Annotated in this window: 18 protein-coding genes and 1 pseudogene; 9 read left to right on the forward strand and 10 right to left on the reverse strand. The window is 67.7% G+C overall.

Annotated elements, in window-relative coordinates; genetic code table 11:
* Positions 1-6: 6 nt before the first annotated feature.
* Positions 7-1,074, reverse strand: coding sequence for a 4-hydroxythreonine-4-phosphate dehydrogenase PdxA (pdxA, locus tag QZ709_RS18825; protein WP_294639044.1), 1,068 nt, complete (start codon positions 1,072-1,074; stop codon positions 7-9).
* Between the two features lie 102 nt (positions 1,075-1,176).
* On the opposite strand from pdxA, the gene hisI reads away from it, so the two are divergent.
* From hisI to tatC, 5 genes are all read left to right on the forward strand, one after another.
* On the forward strand, positions 1,177-1,566 hold the full coding sequence (hisI, locus tag QZ709_RS18830) for a phosphoribosyl-AMP cyclohydrolase (RefSeq protein ID WP_294639046.1): 390 nt from the start codon (positions 1,177-1,179) through the stop codon (positions 1,564-1,566).
* Positions 1,567-1,574: 8 nt separating this feature from the next.
* Entirely contained in the window at positions 1,575-1,958 is a 384-nt protein-coding gene (locus QZ709_RS18835; RefSeq protein ID WP_294639048.1) for a phosphoribosyl-ATP diphosphatase, read from the forward strand.
* Positions 1,959-2,093: 135 nt separating this feature from the next.
* Positions 2,094-2,315 carry a Sec-independent protein translocase subunit TatA gene (gene tatA, locus QZ709_RS18840; protein ID WP_294639050.1) on the forward strand — a complete coding sequence of 74 codons (222 nt, stop codon included), beginning with the start codon at positions 2,094-2,096 and terminating at the stop codon, positions 2,313-2,315.
* Between the two features lie 51 nt (positions 2,316-2,366).
* Positions 2,367-2,864 (forward strand): Sec-independent protein translocase protein TatB, encoded by a 498-nt coding sequence (gene tatB / locus QZ709_RS18845; protein WP_294639052.1) that lies wholly within the window; start codon positions 2,367-2,369, stop codon positions 2,862-2,864.
* A gap of 6 nt (positions 2,865-2,870) precedes the next feature.
* Positions 2,871-3,671 carry a twin-arginine translocase subunit TatC gene (tatC, locus tag QZ709_RS18850; protein ID WP_294639054.1) on the forward strand — a complete coding sequence of 267 codons (801 nt, stop codon included), beginning with the start codon at positions 2,871-2,873 and terminating at the stop codon, positions 3,669-3,671.
* A 1-nt stretch (position 3,672) separates the two neighbouring features.
* On the opposite strand, the gene QZ709_RS18855 is transcribed toward tatC, so the two are convergent.
* Positions 3,673-4,842 carry a Do family serine endopeptidase gene (locus QZ709_RS18855; RefSeq protein WP_294639056.1) on the reverse strand — a complete coding sequence of 390 codons (1,170 nt, stop codon included), beginning with the start codon at positions 4,840-4,842 and terminating at the stop codon, positions 3,673-3,675.
* 48 nt (positions 4,843-4,890) lie between these two features.
* Here QZ709_RS18855 and QZ709_RS18860 point away from each other — a divergent pair, with 48 nt between their 5' ends.
* The 4 genes and pseudogenes from QZ709_RS18860 (at position 4,891) to QZ709_RS18875 (ending at position 9,814) form a co-directional block, all read left to right on the forward strand.
* Positions 4,891-5,622 carry a Nif3-like dinuclear metal center hexameric protein gene (locus QZ709_RS18860; RefSeq protein WP_294639133.1) on the forward strand — a complete coding sequence of 244 codons (732 nt, stop codon included), beginning with the start codon at positions 4,891-4,893 and terminating at the stop codon, positions 5,620-5,622.
* 30 nt (positions 5,623-5,652) lie between these two features.
* On the forward strand, positions 5,653-7,320 hold the full coding sequence (locus QZ709_RS18865; RefSeq protein WP_294639058.1) for a FecR domain-containing protein: 1,668 nt from the start codon (positions 5,653-5,655) through the stop codon (positions 7,318-7,320).
* A gap of 15 nt (positions 7,321-7,335) precedes the next feature.
* Positions 7,336-7,884: pseudogene (locus QZ709_RS21340) on the forward strand (CHASE2 domain-containing protein); the annotation flags it as partial.
* Positions 7,868-9,814: an ATP-binding protein gene (locus tag QZ709_RS18875; RefSeq protein WP_294639061.1), complete on the forward strand. Its 1,947-nt coding sequence runs from the start codon at positions 7,868-7,870 to the stop codon at positions 9,812-9,814. The pseudogene QZ709_RS21340 and the gene QZ709_RS18875, both read left to right, overlap by 17 nt.
* Before the next feature lie 56 nt (positions 9,815-9,870).
* Here QZ709_RS18875 and QZ709_RS18880 read toward each other — a convergent pair whose 3' ends face one another.
* The 8 genes from QZ709_RS18880 to hisG all read right to left on the reverse strand — a co-directional run bounded on the left by QZ709_RS18880 (position 9,871) and on the right by hisG (position 16,906).
* A complete protein-coding gene (locus QZ709_RS18880) occupies positions 9,871-10,455 on the reverse strand; it encodes a CBS domain-containing protein (protein ID WP_294639063.1) in 585 nt (194 codons plus the stop codon).
* A gap of 212 nt (positions 10,456-10,667) precedes the next feature.
* Entirely contained in the window at positions 10,668-11,447 is a 780-nt protein-coding gene (gene hisF / locus QZ709_RS18885; RefSeq protein WP_294639065.1) for an imidazole glycerol phosphate synthase subunit HisF, read from the reverse strand.
* 82 nt (positions 11,448-11,529) lie between these two features.
* Entirely contained in the window at positions 11,530-12,270 is a 741-nt protein-coding gene (hisA, locus tag QZ709_RS18890) for a 1-(5-phosphoribosyl)-5-[(5-phosphoribosylamino)methylideneamino]imidazole-4-carboxamide isomerase (protein WP_294639067.1), read from the reverse strand.
* Between the two features lie 78 nt (positions 12,271-12,348).
* Positions 12,349-13,035 carry an imidazole glycerol phosphate synthase subunit HisH gene (hisH, locus tag QZ709_RS18895; protein ID WP_294639069.1) on the reverse strand — a complete coding sequence of 229 codons (687 nt, stop codon included), beginning with the start codon at positions 13,033-13,035 and terminating at the stop codon, positions 12,349-12,351.
* A 30-nt stretch (positions 13,036-13,065) separates the two neighbouring features.
* Positions 13,066-13,686: an imidazoleglycerol-phosphate dehydratase HisB gene (gene hisB, locus QZ709_RS18900; protein WP_294639071.1), complete on the reverse strand. Its 621-nt coding sequence runs from the start codon at positions 13,684-13,686 to the stop codon at positions 13,066-13,068.
* A complete protein-coding gene (gene hisC, locus QZ709_RS18905; protein ID WP_294639074.1) occupies positions 13,683-14,828 on the reverse strand; it encodes a histidinol-phosphate transaminase in 1,146 nt (381 codons plus the stop codon). Before hisC ends, hisB begins: the two co-directional genes overlap by 4 nt.
* Entirely contained in the window at positions 14,828-16,150 is a 1,323-nt protein-coding gene (hisD, locus tag QZ709_RS18910; protein WP_294639075.1) for a histidinol dehydrogenase, read from the reverse strand. Before hisD ends, hisC begins: the two co-directional genes overlap by 1 nt.
* A 105-nt stretch (positions 16,151-16,255) precedes the next feature.
* Positions 16,256-16,906 (reverse strand): ATP phosphoribosyltransferase, encoded by a 651-nt coding sequence (gene hisG, locus QZ709_RS18915; RefSeq protein WP_109035407.1) that lies wholly within the window; start codon positions 16,904-16,906, stop codon positions 16,256-16,258.

Below are 16,906 nucleotides of genomic sequence, written 5' to 3' on the forward strand. Positions count from 1 at the left end.
GCCCACTCACCTCGCGGCGAGACGCCCTCGTACCATCTGCCGGGCCATGGCGACCGCGTGAGCGAAGCTGGCCGGGTCGGCCCGTCCTGTGCCAGCCAGATCGAAGGCCGTTCCATGATCGGGGCTGGTGCGCACGAAGGGCAGACCGAGCGTCACATTGACGCCCTGGTCCAGCCCCAGGTACTTCACTGGAATCAGCCCCTGGTCGTGGTACATCGCCACGACCACGTCGAACTCCCCCGGGTGAGCGGGCGGTGCGTGGCGTGCGCGCATGAACACCGTGTCCGGGGCATATGGCCCTCTCGCATCGATGCCTTCGGCCCGGGCCGCCTCGATCGCGGGGCCGATGATGGTGACCTCCTCGTCTCCGAAGAGCCCGCCCTCCCCCGCATGCGGGTTGAGCCCGGCCACGGCAATCCGAGGCGCCGGCATGCCCCACAGCGCGGCAGCGGCATGGGTGATGCGCAGGGTTCCGAGCACAGCAGGCAGGGTGACCTGCTCGATCGCCTGCCGCAGGCCGACGTGGATGGTCACGAGCACCGTCTTGAGCTGGTCGTTGGCCAGCATCATGCGCACCGGTGCCGGCGGCTGGCCCGGAGGGGCGCCTTCCGCCTGAAGCAACTCGGTGTGCCCCGGATACGGCTCACCCGCCAGGGCCAACGCTTCCTTGTGCAACGGCGCGGTCACGATGGCGTCCACGGCCTCTTGCTGGGCGAGGCGGACCGCCTGCCGGATGCAGGCCGCCGCGGCCATCCCTGCACGCACATCCACCCGACCGACGGGGGCGGCAAGAAGATCCGCCGGCAGACCCGCGGGTTGCCACACGGGCATCACCCCGGCGGGCAGTCGCCAAGCCTCCTCGATGTCCTCCACCAGGCGCACTGTCACGCCGGTGGCCGATACCCATTGCAGCGCCCTGGCGAGCACGGCCGGATCGCCGACGACCACGGCATGCGGGCGGGACTCGCTTGCCCACCAGCGGGCGATGATCTCGGGCCCCACGCCACAGGCATCCCCCATGGTCACGGCAAGACGGACATCGGACGAGGAGACGGGCGCGGACGGGTGAATCATGGCAAGGCAGCACTGAGTGGAACCACTCCCTTGACACAGGGAGTTCGGATATTGTGGGCCGGAAAGCGAATGCTGGCCCCGCGATTGCTACACTGCCTGTCTATGACATGGTTGGATGACATTCGCTGGGACGACAAGGGCCTGGTGCCCGTGATCGCGCAGGAAGCTGCCAGCGGCGACGTGGTGATGTTCGCGTGGATGAACCGCGAGGCGCTGGCCGAGACGGCCCGCAAGGGTGAGGCGGTGTACTACAGCCGCTCGCGCGGCAAGCTGTGGCACAAGGGCGAAGAGTCGGGCCACATTCAGAAGGTGCACGAAATCCGACTGGACTGCGACAACGACGTGGTGTTGCTGAAGGTCACACAGCTTGGGCATGAGCCCGGCATCGCCTGCCATACCGGTCGGCACAGCTGCTTTTTTCAGAAGCTGGACGACAGCCAGTGGGTGAGCACCGATCCGGTGCTGAAGGACCCCGGCGAGATCTACAAGTGAGCACCCTCATGAGCGACACCCCACTCCAGCAACTTGATGTGCTGACCCGCGTGGCCGAGGTCATTGCCTCGCGCAAGGGCGGCGATCCTGACAAGAGCTATGTGGCCCGCCTGTTCAGCAAGGGCACCGACACCATCCTGAAGAAGGTGGGCGAGGAAGCGACGGAGACCGTTCTGGCGGCCAAGGATCTGGCGGCCTCGCCGACCTCCGCCGAGGCGCGGCAGGCTCTGGTTGGCGAACTGGCCGACCTGTGGTTCCATTCGATGGTGGCCATGGCGCATCTCGGCCTGGGCCCGGAAGACGTGGTCGCCGAACTGGCGCGCCGCGAAGGGCTCTCGGGCCTGGAAGAGTTCGCCCGCCGTGGCAGCGGCACGCCCAAACCTGCGGCGTGAGTGATGGTGAGCGCGCAACGTCACACACTTGCCTCAGGGCGGGTCTACCATCCCGCCGATGCAGGTGTCGCGTCCGCACGGAGCGCACCGGTTTCATGTAGTTAATGCGGCCGCAGGCCGTTTTGGAGAGAGAACATGGGTTCGTTCAGCATCTGGCACTGGTTGATCGTGCTGGTGATCGTGGTGATGGTGTTCGGCACGAAGAAGCTCAAGAACGTCGGCAGCGACCTCGGCGCCGCGGTAAAGGGTTTCAAGGACGGCATGAAGGACGGTGGCACGGCCGACACGCAGCAGGTTGGCAACGCCGCCCGCCAGGACGCCAACACCGTCGACGTCGACGCCAAGACGAAGTCGTGACCTGCAGCCCCCTGACGGCCCCCTCCCCGGGCGGGGCCAGGGCTTTTTGCCATGATTGACTTCGGCATCGACAAGATTGCACTGATCGGCGCCGTTGCGTTGATCGTGCTGGGGCCCGAGCGTCTGCCCCGGGTGGCTCGCACCGTCGGCGTGCTTCTGGGCAAGGCCCAGCGGTATGTGTCGCAGGTCCAGAGCGAGGTGAACCGCTCCATCGAGCTCGAGGAGCTGCGCAAGATGCAGACCGACATTTCGGATGCAGCACGCAACCTCGGGGAACAGGTGCAGCAAGGCCTCAACGAGGCCGGAAGTGCGCTGTCCGGCGAGGACACGGGTTCATCGTCATCCTCGCAGGACGGCAGCTTCTACAACGACCTGACGCACACCCCCTACTACGGCAACCCCGTGCCGGTGCGCAAGAACTGGCGGCTCAAGCGGGGCGCCACGCCGCTCTGGTACAAGCAACGTCACGGCGTTCGCCGCCATGTGCAGTCCGGCGCGGCCCGCGTGGCCCGCTTCCGTCCGGCTTCGGGCGCCTCTCGCCAACGCTGATCCACTGTGAGTGACCCCTCCCAAAGCCCGGGCGACCCGGCCGGCACCGAGCAACCCTTTGTTTCGCACCTGATCGAGCTGCGGGATCGCCTGATCCGAGCGCTGATCGCGGTGGGGGTGGCCTTCATCGCGCTCGCAATCTACCCCTCTCCATCCGGGCTGTACGACCTGCTGGCAGCGCCGCTGGTGGCCAACCTGCCCCATGGGGCCACCCTGATCGCCACCAACCCGATATCGCCGTTCATGGTGCCCGTCAAGGTGACGATGCTGGCTGCCCTGATGCTGGCCCTGCCCGTGGTGCTCTACCAGATCTGGGCGTTCGTGGCGCCCGGTCTCTACAGCCATGAAAAGCGGCTCGTCTACCCGCTGATCATCGCGAGCACCGTGTTGTTCTTCACCGGCGTGGCGTTCTGCTACTTCTTCGTGTTCGGGCAGGTGTTCAAGTTCATCCAGAGCTTCGCGCCCAAGAGCATCACCGCCGCCCCGGACATCGAGGCGTACCTGAGCTTCGTGCTCAACATGTTCCTGGCCTTTGGCGCGGCGTTCGAGGTCCCGGTCGTTCTCATCATCCTGGCGCGGATGGGCATGGTCTCCATCGCCAAGCTGCGCGAGTTCCGCAGCTACTTCATTGTGGTCGCCTTCGTGATCGCCGCGGTCGTCACACCGCCGGATGTGGTGTCTCAACTCGCGTTGGCCATCCCGATGTGCCTGCTGTACGAGTTAGGCATCTGGGGCGCTGCCTTGTTCGTGAAGCACACGCAGGCCCCCGACAGCGACACGGCGTCGGCCGCCGGGACCGAGCGCTGACTCAGTCCTCGTCCTGCTCGGCGGGGCGCTGCAACGGCATCTTGGGACGCTTGGCCGGCACCACGGTGATGCGGACGGTCTGGCCCTCCCGCAGCACCTCCACAGGCGCCGATTGCCCGGGCTTCAGGGCAGCCACGGCATTGAGCAACTGGGCCGTGTTGGCAACCCGGGTGGCATCGACCTTGAGCACGACATCACCCGGATGCAGCCCGCCTCGCGCGGCCGGCCCGTTTTGCAGCACCCCGGTGATCAGGACCCCCTCGCGCACGGGCAGGTTGAAGGTCTCGGCGATCTCGGGCGTCAGGTCGCGAGGCTCGACACCGATCCAGCCGCGGGTCACCTGGCCGTCCTTGATGAGGCTGTCCATCACCTGACGGGCGGTCGACACCGGGATGGCGAAGCCGATGCCCATATTGCCCCCTGAACGGGAGTAGATGGCGGTGTTGATGCCCACCAGATGGCCGACGGCATCGACCAGAGCCCCACCCGAGTTGCCCGGGTTGATGGCGGCGTCGGTCTGAATGAAGTTCTCGAACGTGTTGATGCCCAGCTGGTTGCGGCCGAGGGCACTGACGATGCCGGATGTGACCGTTTGCCCCACGCCGAACGGGTTGCCAATGGCCAACACGGCATCGCCGACCTGAAGCCCGTCGGAGTCGCCGAAGGCGATGTACGGCAGGCGTTCGAGGTCCACCTTCAGCACCGCGAGGTCAGTGTCCGGGTCGGTTCCGATGACCTTGGCGCGGGTCTTGCGGCCATCGGTGAGCATGACCTCGATGTCGTCCATGCGGTCGATCACGTGGTTGTTGGTCAGCACATAGCCTTCCGGCGACACGATGACCCCAGAGCCCACGCCGGACTGCGGCTGGCTGTCCTGGTCACCGAAGAAGTAACGGAACCAGGGGTCGCGCGTGTGCGGGTTGCGTGCGCGGGTGTTGCTGGTGATCACACTCACCACGGTGGGCGCAGCCAGGCGTGCAGCTTCGGCGAAACTCCCGGGCGCCGGGGCACTGGCCCGTGCGCCGGGCGCCATCGACACCACCGTGGGCCCCGGCAGTCCCTGCCGCCAGATCAGCGACTGGATCCATTGGGGTTTGAACGTGGACAGCACGAAAAGCACTGCCACTGCGACCGTCACGGTCTGAGAGAAAATCAGCCAGGTTCTACGCATGCAAACATCACCGTCCGGAAAGGGACTGCCGTGATCGACAGAGACGCCATGGTCGGCTACACCCAGATGCTTCTGGAGGCCGGCCGTTTCAAGGATTATGGGCCGAATGGGCTTCAGGTCGAAGGTCGGCCGGCCATCCACAAGCTCGTCACGGGGGTGACGGCCAGCCTGGCGCTCATCGAAGCGGCCATCGAGCAGGAGGCAGACGCCATCCTCGTGCACCACGGCCTGTTCTGGCGCGGGCAGGATGGCCGTGTCACCGGGTGGATGCGCCAACGCCTGAGCCGCCTGCTGGCCCATGACATCAACCTGATCGCCTACCACCTCCCGCTGGACGCCCACGACAGCCTGGGCAACAACGCCCAGTGGGGCCAGCGGCTGGGTCTGACGGCCGACGCCCGGTTTGGCGACCAGGACCTGGGCTTCATGGGCGCCGCACCGGATGGACTGAGCCTGGACAGCCTGGCGAACCGGGTGCGGGATGCGCTGGGCAGGGAGCCCGTCGTACTGGCCGGAGACGGGCGACCGCTGCGCCGCATTGCGTGGTGCAGCGGTGGCGCACAAGGGTACTTCGAACAGGCCATTGCAGCGGGAGCGGATGTGTTCCTGACCGGAGAGGTCTCGGAGCCGCAGGCGCACTACGCGCGCGAGACCGGCGTGGCCTACCTGGCCTGCGGTCACCATGCGAGCGAGCGATATGGGGTGCAGGCGTTGGGCGCCCACCTGAGTGAGCGTTTCGGCCTGCACCATGTGTTCATCGACGTGCCGAATCCCGCCTGATGGCCTGCCCTGATCGGCTAAGCTCGCCAAATGGCGGTTTTTTATCCCTTTCACGGCAGGGGCGTGGCGCTGGCCGCGCTGTTTCTGGCGACGGGCGCTCTGGCGCAGGCCACCAGGCAACAGGCCTCGGGTGCCGACGTGCTGGTTTACGAAGCACGCGAGGGCGACACGCTGATCGGTCTGGGTGAACGCATGCTGGCCCACCCTCAGGATTGGCGAAGGGTGGCCGAACTGAATCGGATCGTGGCGCCGCGGCGCATCCCGGTGGGTACCCGCCTGCGCATCCCCGTCAGCCTGCTGAAACACGTACCTCGGGATGGCACGGTGCTGGCCGCCGTCGGCGATGCCAGCCTTCAATCGCCCGATGGGGTCAGGCGCCCGCTGCGAGCCGGTGACCCGGTGGCGCCAGGCAGCCTGGTGCGCACGGCTGTGAATGGCTATGTGACGGTCCGCCTGGCCGATGGCTCGGTGCTGCGTATCCAGGCCGACACCGAGGCGCGACTCGACGCTTCGCGCCAGTACGAGCAGGCCGGCTTCTTTTCCTCCGTCTGGGAGGTGCTGAAGGGTCGCGTCGAAGCCCTCGTGACCCACATGACGGGCGGAGAGCCCCGCTTTCAGGTGAAGACACCGCAGGCGGTGCTGGGCGTGCGCGGCACGGAGTTCCGCGTCGACGCCGATGCGGCTCGCAGCCAGACACGAGGCGAAACCTTGACCGGTGCTGTGGCCGTGCAAGGCAGCGGCCGTGAAACCCTCATGCCCGCCGGATTCGGCACGGTGACTCGGACAGATGGCGCGCCCGGCAAGCCCAGCCCGCTGCCGGCGGCGCCCGACCTCTCCACCTTGCCGACGCTGCAAGAACGCATCCTTGTGCGCTTTCAGTTGCCGCCGGTGAGGCATGCCGTGGCATACCGCGGCCAGGTGGCAGAGGACGAGCAGTTCCAGATCGTGCGGGAAGAAGTCACCAGCCCGACGGCGCAACTGCGTTTTGCCAACCTGCCGGATGGCGACTACGTGCTGCGCGCCCGCGCCATCGACGAGCAGGGCCTGGAAAGCGCCGATGCCATCCACCGGTTCCGCTTGAAGGCCCGACCCGAGGCGCCCATCGCAGCCGCACCGGCACCCGGCTCCAAGTGGCGCACGGCGACCGTCCCCTTCAGCTGGGCGGCCCATCCCCAGGCCTGGCGTTACCGGCTGCAGATCGCCACCACAGCCGATTTCCAGCAGCCCCTGCTTGACCGCGATGACCTGCAGGACACCGCGCTGGTCGTGCCCCTGCCGCCCGGAGACTATCTCTGGCGTGTGGCCACCACGGCTGCAGGACAGGATCGCGGGCCCTGGGGCGATGCCCTGCGCTTCGCGGTGCGACCGCAGCCCGCCGCATTGCCGCCACCTCAGGTCACGGATGACACCCTGGCCTTCCAGATGCAAGGCGAACCGCGTCAGGTCTTCGAACTCCAGCTGGGTCGAGACGCCGGTTTTGCTTCGCTGGCCGGCTCCGAACGCACGGCCGACACGCGGATCGTGTTGCCGAAGCCCCAGGAGGGCGGGGTCTTCCATGTGCGCTACCGCGCGGTGGACCCGGACGGATTTGTCGGCCCCTGGACGGCCCCGCAGCAACTGGTGCTGCCGGCATGCGTGCGCAGCGGTTTCGGGGACTGCCTGCAGGCAGGCGGTCGGCTCGCCGTGTCACCGCCCTGACGGGCCCCGACGACCTTGCCTCTGCTGCTCCTCCGCGATGCCGACATTGCGGCACCGACCGCACAGCCCTCATGGCAGCGTGAATGGCGCTGGCTGAGTCTGGCGCTGGCCCTGCTCACGGCCTGGGCCAGTTGGGGACACTGGACCTGGCGCCTGGACCAGACGGTTCACGACGCCGCGCAAGCGACCTGGACGCATCCAGCCCCCGAGGACGTCGTCATCGTGGCCATCGACGATGCGAGCCTCGAGGCCGTGGGCCGCTGGCCCTGGCGGCGGGCCATCCATGCGCAGGTGATCTCGGCTCTGTCCGAGGCCCGCCCCCGATCGATCCTCTACAACCTGCTGATGACCGAGCCGGACAACGACCCGCAGCAGGATCGCCTGATGGCCGAAGCGCTGCGACGCAGCGGCCGCGTGGTGCTGCCCGTCGGGCATGCGGTGGACACCCTGGGGCAAGGACACGAACTGCTGCCGCTGCCCGCCTTCCGTGACGCCAGCACACTGGCCCATGCGGACGTCACGCTGGACGTCGACGGCGTGCTGCGTCATGCCTGGTTGCACGCGGGAACGCCGGCACAAGCCTATCCCCACCCGGCCCTGGCCCTGCTGCAGGTCGGTGCCGCAGCCGGCGCAACGCCTCCAGCGTCGCGCCCCGTCGCCCCCCCCCGCACCGCTGACGTCCACCGGTTCACCGACCGAGACGGGGTGGCAGCGCACCGACCGGGTCGCCATCCGCTACCTCGGGCCACCAGGCCGGATTCATCAGGTCTCCGTGGCGGCACTGCTGCGTGGCGAAGTGCCGGCCAGCACCTTCACGGGACGCGACGTGCTCGTCGGGGTGACCGCCCGGGGCCTGGCCGACACCTTTCTGACACCGGTGACCAGCCAGAGCACCGGCATGGCTGGCGTCGAAGTGTCAGGGCAGTTGCTCGCCAACCTGCGCGCCGGCGGCATGCTGCACACGGTACCCAGACCAGCCCAGGCGGCCACGAGCGCCCTGCTCGTGCTGCTGCTCGGATGGTCGTTCCGTACCGTCACGCCCCGCAAGGCCATGGCACACGCGCTGTTGCTGTCCGGGGCGGCGCTCACCGCATCCTGGCTGCTGATGGCGGCGGACATCTGGTGGGCTCCGTTCAGCACGGTGCTGGTGTGTCTGCTGGCCTATCCGGTGTGGAGTTGGCGACGGCTGGAAGCCACTGCCCGGGCACTCCAGGAGGAACTCGACCTGATCGCCCGAGACACCGCCGCCGAGAATGGGCAAGTGCCTGATGCCCCTCGGGGTGACATGCTTGACCAGCGCACGGCCGCCCTGAGGCAAGCGGGAGCACAACTGCGGGTGGCACGCCAGCTGCTGGCCGACACCCTGGCCGCACTGCCGGATGCCGTGTTCGTCCTGGATGCGCAGGGGAGGGTCAACCAGGCCAACCGGCAGGCGGCGCTGATGAGTGGCCAGGCTTCCCCCACCGCTCTGAACGGTCGCACCCTGCCGGAAGCGTTGGCACACCTGGTCCCAACAGAGGCCCCTTCATGGGACCTGTTGCTCAAGCGCGTGGCCTCAGGCTCCGCGGAGGGGGAGAATCGGGGGGCGTCGAACGCCAGCGACACGGCGTCCACCCCGCACACATTGCCCTCCGTGACCACAGAAGCCAGCCATGCCAGCGGCCGGCAGTATCTGGTCCACCTGGTCCCGATGCAGGGACCCTCCGCTCATGAGGACGACGGCTGGCCGGACTGGCCCACCGACGCCCGGGGCGTGATCGTTTGCGCCACCGATCTGACGGAACTGCGTCGGGCGGAAATGCAGCGTCAGGAACTGCTGGGCTTCATTGCGCACGACATCCGGTCCCCTCAGGCCTCGCTGTTGGCCCTGGTCGAGTTGCAGCAGATGGGTCACGGGCCCAGCCCGGACGAAGCCCTGCAGCACATCGAAAGCCTGGCGCGGGGCACACTGGACCTGTGCGAGGAACTCTTGCAGGTGATGCGGGCGGAGAACCGTCCGGTCTCCCTGAAGACCACCGACCTTCATTCGCTGGCCGACGAATGCATCGACGAGGTCAGCCTGCGAGCACAACTCAAGCACGTCACGCTCGCGCGAGAATGGGACGGCGAAATCCGGCATCCCGCCCTGGTCGACGATTACCTGGTGCACCGTGCCCTGGTCAACCTGCTGGGCAACGCAGTGAAGTTCAGCCCGGAACACAGCGAGGTCACGGTCTCGGTCTCAACGCGGGATGGTCACCACATCATCGCGGTGACAGACCAGGGGCCAGGCATCCCACAATCCGAGCTGGGTCGCTTGTTCCGCCGCTACGAACGGCTCGAGCAAGGGCGGGCCTCGCACCTGCCCCCGGGCATCGGCCTGGGGCTCGTGTTCATCGACACGGTTGCGCGCCGGCATGGGGGGCGCGTCACCGTCGACAGCCAGCCCGGCCAGGGCGCCCGCTTCGAGCTCTGGCTGCCAGACGCCCCCTACCGCCCCGGCGCCACCGTGTGAGGGCCAACGCCCCCACGGGAAAAGCGACGTCGGCGTCTGTGAGGCAGTGTCCCGTGTCAGTGCGCCAGCACCTGCTCCAACTCGGCAAAGCTGCGCGAATGCAGATCGGGCTCGATCGCCGTCTGCATGGCCAGTTCCAGCCGACGTGCGGAGAACAGCCCGCGCAGGGTCAGCTCCTGGCCCTTGCGTTGCGTGACGATCAGATAGCGCAGGCCATGCTCCTTCAGCGTGGCCGCCACGTCGCCCAGGCAGGCATGGCGCACGCTGTGCAGGTCGACGGTTTCCCAGAGGTGAACCGGCGTCATGACGTCGGCCAGGGTCAGCTCGTGATGGGGCATCTGGTGACGCGAGGCGCGCAACACCGGTCGCTCCCCTTGAATGTCTTCTGCCGTGGCCATGCCGACCAGCTTGCCATCGGCGCCGGAGACGAACACCATGCGCACCCCGGCGCGCATCATCAGGTGCAGGGTCTGGGGCAGGTTGTCGAGGTGGCTGGCGACCACGCACGGCCCGTGGTGCAGGTCCGTGATGAGGCTGAGCGCCGGGTCGTCGGGCCGGGCGATGCGCGCCACGCGGGGCAGACTGGGCGCCTGCGAGAGGCTGACGAGGTCGAGGGGTTTGAAGCCTTGGCGAACTGGCATGTCACGCTCCTTTCGCGCTGGTCCGCTGCCCTGGCGGCCTGCCCTGCCGATCTCGACAGGCTTCTGGCACGGGACAACGGTGATGCCGGAATCCAAGTTACGCCCGCGCGCCCTCGCCCGCCATCAGGCAAACCACGAGATAAACGGACAGCGTGACGGACCGCACATCAGCGGCCGGTGGGCTTCATCCCTTCGGACGAGGCCGAGCGCGCTCAGAAACGGACGGGAATGCCGCGCCGGGCCATCACGGCCTTGGCTTCACCCACGGTGTACTCGCCGTAGTGGAAGATGCTGGCGGCCAGCACCGCATCGGCACCGCCCTGCTGCACGCCGTCGGCGAGGTGGTCGAGGTTGCCGACACCCCCCGAGGCGATCACCGGCACGCCGACCGCATCGCTCACGGCGCGCGTCAGAGCCAGGTCGAAGCCGGATTTGGTGCCGTCGCGGTCCATGCTGGTCAGCAGGATCTCGCCGGCGCCATGTTCCGCCATCTGCCTGGCCCAGGCCACGGCGTCGAGCCCGACGTTCTTGCGACCGCCATGGCTGTAGACGTCCCAGCCTTCGCCACGCGCAGCCAGGTCATCGCCCTGGCGCTTCTTGGCGTCGATGGCGACCACGATGCACTGCGAGCCGTACTTGTCGGACGCGTCGCGGATGACCTGCGGGTTGGCAATGGCCGCCGAGTTGAAGCTGACCTTGTCCGCACCGGCGTTCAGCAGGCGGCGCACGTCTTCAACCGTGCGCACGCCCCCACCCACGGTGAGCGGGATGAAGACCTGTGAGGCCACGGCCTCGATGATGTGCAGGATCAGGTCGCGACCGTCGCTGGTGGCGGTGATGTCGAGGAAGGTCAGTTCGTCGGCACCCTGCTCGTTGTAGCGCGCCGCGATTTCGACCGGATCGCCCGCGTCACGCAGTTCGACGAAGTTGACGCCCTTGACGACGCGCCCGCCGGTGACGTCCAGGCAGGGAATGATCCGTTTGGCCAGCATCAGACGCCCCGTTCGGCGACGGGCCGCCCCAAGCCAAACAGCGCCCCCTCGGGGGGCAGCGAACACAGTGAGCTCGGGGGCATCATGATTTCAGTTCGTCGGCGCGCTTCTGAGCGGCTGCGAAATCGAGGTCACCGCTGTAGATGGCGCGACCACAGATCACGCCTTCCACGCCTTCGTCCTCGACGGCGCACAGGGCTTCGATGTCGGCCAGGTTGGACAGACCGCCCGACGCGATCACGGGAATCGACAGCGCCTGGGCCAGCTTGACGGTGGCGTCGATGTTGATGCCCGACAGCATGCCGTCGCGGCCGATGTCGGTGTAGATCACGCCTTCGACGCCGTAGTCCTCGAACTTCTTGGCCAAGTCCACCACCTCGTGGCCGGAGAGCTTGCTCCAGCCATCGGTCGCGACCTTGCCGTCCTTGGCGTCCAGGCCCACGATGATGTGGCCGCCGAACGCCGAGCAGGCATCTTTCAGGAAGCCGGGGTTCTTGACCGCAGCCGTGCCGATGATGACGTAGCTCAGGCCGTCGTCGAGGTAGCGCTCGATGGTGTCGAGGTCACGGATACCGCCGCCCAGCTGGACGGGGATCTCGTCACCGACTTCCTTGATGATGGCCTTGATCGCGGCCTCGTTGACCGGCTTGCCGGCGAACGCCCCGTTCAGGTCCACCAGGTGCAGACGGCGCGCACCGGCATCCAGCCAGCGACGGGCCATGGCAGCCGGGTCTTCCCCGAAGGTGGTGGAGTCGTTCATGTCGCCTTGCTTGAGGCGAACACATTTACCGTCTTTCAGGTCAATCGCAGGGATCAGCAGCATGGCAATCGCGCCAGAGTGGGAGGAAGAAAACGGTGCACATTGTGGCCGAAGATCCCTGCCGCTCGGCAGGGAGCGACGTCACGGCTTCCAGAGCAGGAAATTGCGGTACAGGGCCAGGCCGTGCTCGGCGCTCTTTTCCGGGTGGAACTGCGTGGCAAAAATGTTATCCCGGGCCACCGCGCAGGTAAAGCGCACACCGTAATCGGTTTCGCCTGCGCTGTGTTGGGGATTGTCGACAACCGCGTGGTAGCTGTGGACGAAATAGAAGTAGCTGCCGTCGGGCACACCGGCCCAGACAGGATGGGGCTCGCCACCCCAGACGCCGGCATGGCGCGATTGGTAGACACGGTTCCAACCCATCTGCGGCACCTTGTAGCGGCTGCCGTCGGGCTGGGTCATGCCGTCCAGGCGGAAGCGGACGACCTTGCCGGGGATCAGCCCCAGGCCGGGCGTGTCCTGCTCTTCCGAGTGGTCGAGCAGCATCTGCATGCCGACGCACACGCCCATCAGCGGCTTGGTGGCCGCGGCATCCAGCACGGCGCCGAACAGGTCGCCGCCGTGGGCCTCGCGCAGTTCGCGCATGCAGTCGCGCATGGCCCCCTGCCCGGGCAGCACCACGCGCTGGGCCGCTTTCACGACAGCCGGGTCGTTGGTGACGACGACGTTCAGGTCCAGGTCCTTGGCCGCATGCTCGACGGCCTGGGACACGGAGCGGAGGTTGCCCATGCCGTAATCGATGACGGCAACGGTCGGGGTCTGGCTCATGGGGTCAGAAGGCGAACGGGGCAGACAGGCTCACAGCGAGCCTTTGGTGGACGGGATGATGCCGGCCATGCGGGGGTCGCGTTCGAGCGCGCCGCGCAGGGCCCGGGCAAAGGCCTTGAACACGGTCTCGCACTGATGGTGCGCGTTCGTGCCCTTGAGGTTGTCGATGTGCAGGGTGACGCCAGCGTGGTTCACGAAGCCCTGGAAGAACTCGAACGTGAGCTGGGTGTCGAAGCCGCCGATGCTGCCCGCGGTGAACGGGATGTGCATGTGCAGACCCGGGCGGCCGGAGAAGTCGATGACCACACGCGACAGGGCCTCGTCGAGTGGCACGTAGGCGTGGCCGTAGCGGCGTATGCCCTTCTTGTCGCCCACAGCCTTGGCAAAGGCCTGGCCCAGCGTGATGCCGACGTCTTCGACGGTGTGGTGGCCGTCGATGTGAAGATCGCCCACCGCGTGGATGTCGAGGTCGATCAGCCCGTGGCGGGCGATCTGGTCGAGCATGTGGTCGAAGAAGCCGATGCCGGTGTGCAGCTTGGCCGCCCCCGTGCCGTCGAGGTTGACGCGCACGGTGATCTGGGTTTCGGCGGTGTTCCGGGTGACTTCGGCCACGCGGTCGGTGCAGGCGGGCACCTGGTCGGGAGCGTTCATGCTTGAGGGGCGTTCAGGGGTTCGCTCAGCACCTCGCGCAGCGCGGCGATGAGCGCGTCGTTTTCCGCGGGCAGGCCCACGGTCAACCGGACACAGTTTGCCAGCAAACCATGCAGGCCTGCGACATTTTTGATCAGGATCCCACGCGCTTTCAGAGCCTGAAAGACCGCGGCCGCGTCAGGGACGCGCACGAGGATCATGTTGGCTTCGCTGGGGAAGGCACGGGCCGTCGGCATCGCGGCCAGCGCGGCCATGAGGCGCTGGCGCTCGGCCTTGATGACCTCGGCCTGGCGCGCGAACTCGTCGGCGTGGTCGAGCGCGAACAAGGCGGCCTCGGTGTTGAGCACGCTGATGTTGTACGGCGGGCGCACCTTGTCGACCTGCTCGATCAGGTCGGCGCGGCCCGTCATGTAGCCCAGGCGGATACCGGCCAGGCCGAACTTGCTGAGTGTGCGCATCAGCAGCACATGCGGGTGCGCCGCGACGCGGGGCAGCCAGCTGCGGCAGGCAAAGGGCTGGTAGGCCTCGTCGATGATGACCAGGCCTGGGTGGCCGGCGGCGACGTTGTCGGCCACGGCCTGCACCACGCGGTCGATCGCAGCATCGTCCCACAGGTTGGCCGTGGGGTTGTTGGGGTAGGCGATGAAGGTCAGCGCCGGGCGGTGCTGTGCAATGGCCGCCACCATGGCGTCGGCATCGAGCTCGAACTCGGCGGTGAGCGGCACGCCCACGAACTGCATGCCAGCGATCTGCGCCGACACGGCATACATCACGAAGCCGGGCACGGGCGCCAGCACCGTGGCGCCGGGGCGGGCACAGGCGGTGCACAGCAGGCTGATCAGTTCATCCGAGCCATTGCCCAGCACCAGCCCCATGTCGGCCGGGATGCCGGCGTGGGCGCGCAGCGCGGCATGCAGGTCGTTGATGCGCGGGCCGGGGTAGCGGTTCAGGGCCAGCGGGCTCAGGCGACGACCCAGCTCGTCCTGCAGCGCGGGCGGCAGGGCGAACGGGTTTTCCATCGCGTCGAGCTTGATGTAGCCGGCCGCATCCTGCACGTGGTAGGCGTGCATGGCACGCACGTCATCGCGGAAGACGGCCTGGAGGGCGTCGGCCTGCACCGGAGTCTGCGAAGCGAGGGCCATCACTGACCGCCGTCCTTCAGGCGCAGTTCGGCGGCACGGGCGTGGGCCTGCAGGCCTTCGCCATAGGCCAGCACCGCCGCCGTCTTGCCCAGGGTCTGGGCGCCGGCTTCGCTCACCTCGATCAGGCTGGAGCGCTTCTGGAAGTCGTAGACGCCCAGCGGCGACGAGAAGCGGGCCGTGCCCGAGGTGGGCAGCACGTGGTTGGGACCGGCACAGTAGTCGCCCAGCGATTCGCTGGTGTAGGCACCCAGGAAGATGGCGCCGGCATGCTTGAGCAGCGGCTCCCACTTGTTGGGCTCGTTGCTGCTCACTTCCAGGTGCTCGGGCGCAATGCGGTTGCTGATGGCGCAGGCCTCTTCCATGCTGCGGGTGTGGATCAGCGCGCCGCGCCCTTCCAGCGAGGCGCGGATGATCTCGGCCCGCGGCATGGTGGGCAGCAGGCGGTCGATGGCTTCCTGCACCCGGGTGATGTAGGCCGCATCGGGGCACAGCAGGATGCTCTGCGCCAGCTCGTCGTGCTCGGCCTGACTGAACAGGTCCATGGCGACCCAGTCGGGCGGCGTGGTGCCGTCGGCCAGCACGAGGATCTCGCTGGGGCCGGCAATCATGTCGATGCCGACCTCACCGAACACGCGGCGCTTGGCACTGGCCACGTAGGCGTTGCCCGGGCCGGTGATCTTGTCGACCTTGGGCACGGTGCGCGTGCCGTAGGCCAGCGCGGCCACGGCCTGGGCGCCCCCGATGGTGAAGGCGCGGCTGACACCGGCCACGTAGGCGGCGGCCAGCACCAGCGGGTTCTTCTCGCCGCGCGGCGTGGGCACGACCATGATGATCTCTTCGACGCCGGCCACGTGGGCGGGGATCGCGTTCATCAGCACGGACGACGGGTAGGCGGCCTTGCCGCCGGGCACGTAGATGCCGACACGGTCCAGCGGCGTGACCTTCTGGCCCAGCAGCGTGCCGTCTTCGTCGCGGTAGGCCCAGCTCTGGCCGCAGGCCTGCTTCTGGCGCTCGTGGTAGCTGCGCACGCGCTGCGCGGCCGATTCGAGCGCGGTGCGCTGTTCGGCGGGCAGGCTGTCGAAGGCGGCTTTCAGTTCGGACTGGCCCAGTTCGAGCGCGGCCATGCCGGGCACGCTCAGGCCATCGAACCGGGCGGTGTACTCGAGCACGGCTTCGTCGCCGCGCAGGCGCACATCGGCCAGGATGGCGGCCACGCGGTCTTCGATGGCCGTGTCGGTCTCGGCCGACCAGTGCAGCACCTGCTTGAAGGTGGCCTCGAAGTCGGACTGGGTGGTGGCGAGGTGGCGGATCTGGACTGTCATGGTCTCGAGGATCTCAGAAAACGACCGGCTGGGGGCGGGGCTGGCGATGGCTTGTCTCGATCAGCGCCTTAGCGGAAACCGAACACCCCTGCCCCACGGCCCGCATCAACGCGGAATGGCGGATTCGAAGGCCTGGATCATGGCGCGCAGCGGCTCACGCTTGAGCTTGAGCGAAGCCTGGTTGACCACCAGCCGCGAGCTGATGTTCATGATCTGCTCGACCTCGACCAGCTTGTTGGCCTTCAGCGTGCTGCCGGTGGAGACCAGGTCGACGATGGCATCGGCCAGGCCGGTCAGCGGCGCCAGCTCCATCGAGCCATACAGCTTGATGAGGTCGACGTGCACGCCCTTGTTGGCAAAGTGCTCGCGCGCGATGGTCGTGTACTTGGTCGCCACACGGATGCGCGAGCCCTGGCGCACGGCGGCTTCGTAGTCGAAGTCTGCGCGCACGGCCACGCTCATGCGGCACTTGGCGATGTTCAGGTCCAGCGGCTGGTACAGGCCGGTGTCTGCTTCGCCGGCGGCGTGCTCGATCAGCACGTCCTTGCCGGCCACGCCCAGGTCGGCGCCGCCGTGGGCCACGTAGGTGGGCACGTCGGTGGCCCGCACCAGCACCACGCGCACGTCGTCACGGGTGGTGGGCAGGATGAGCTTGCGGGACTTTTCCGGGTCTTCGGTCACCTGGATGCCAGCGGCGGCCAGCAGCGGCAGGGTCTCTTCGAAGATGCGGCCCTTGGACAACGCGAGGGTAATCAT

This window comes from uncultured Aquabacterium sp., assembly GCF_913773725.1.
Taxonomy (GTDB): Bacteria; Pseudomonadota; Gammaproteobacteria; order Burkholderiales; family Burkholderiaceae_C; genus Aquabacterium.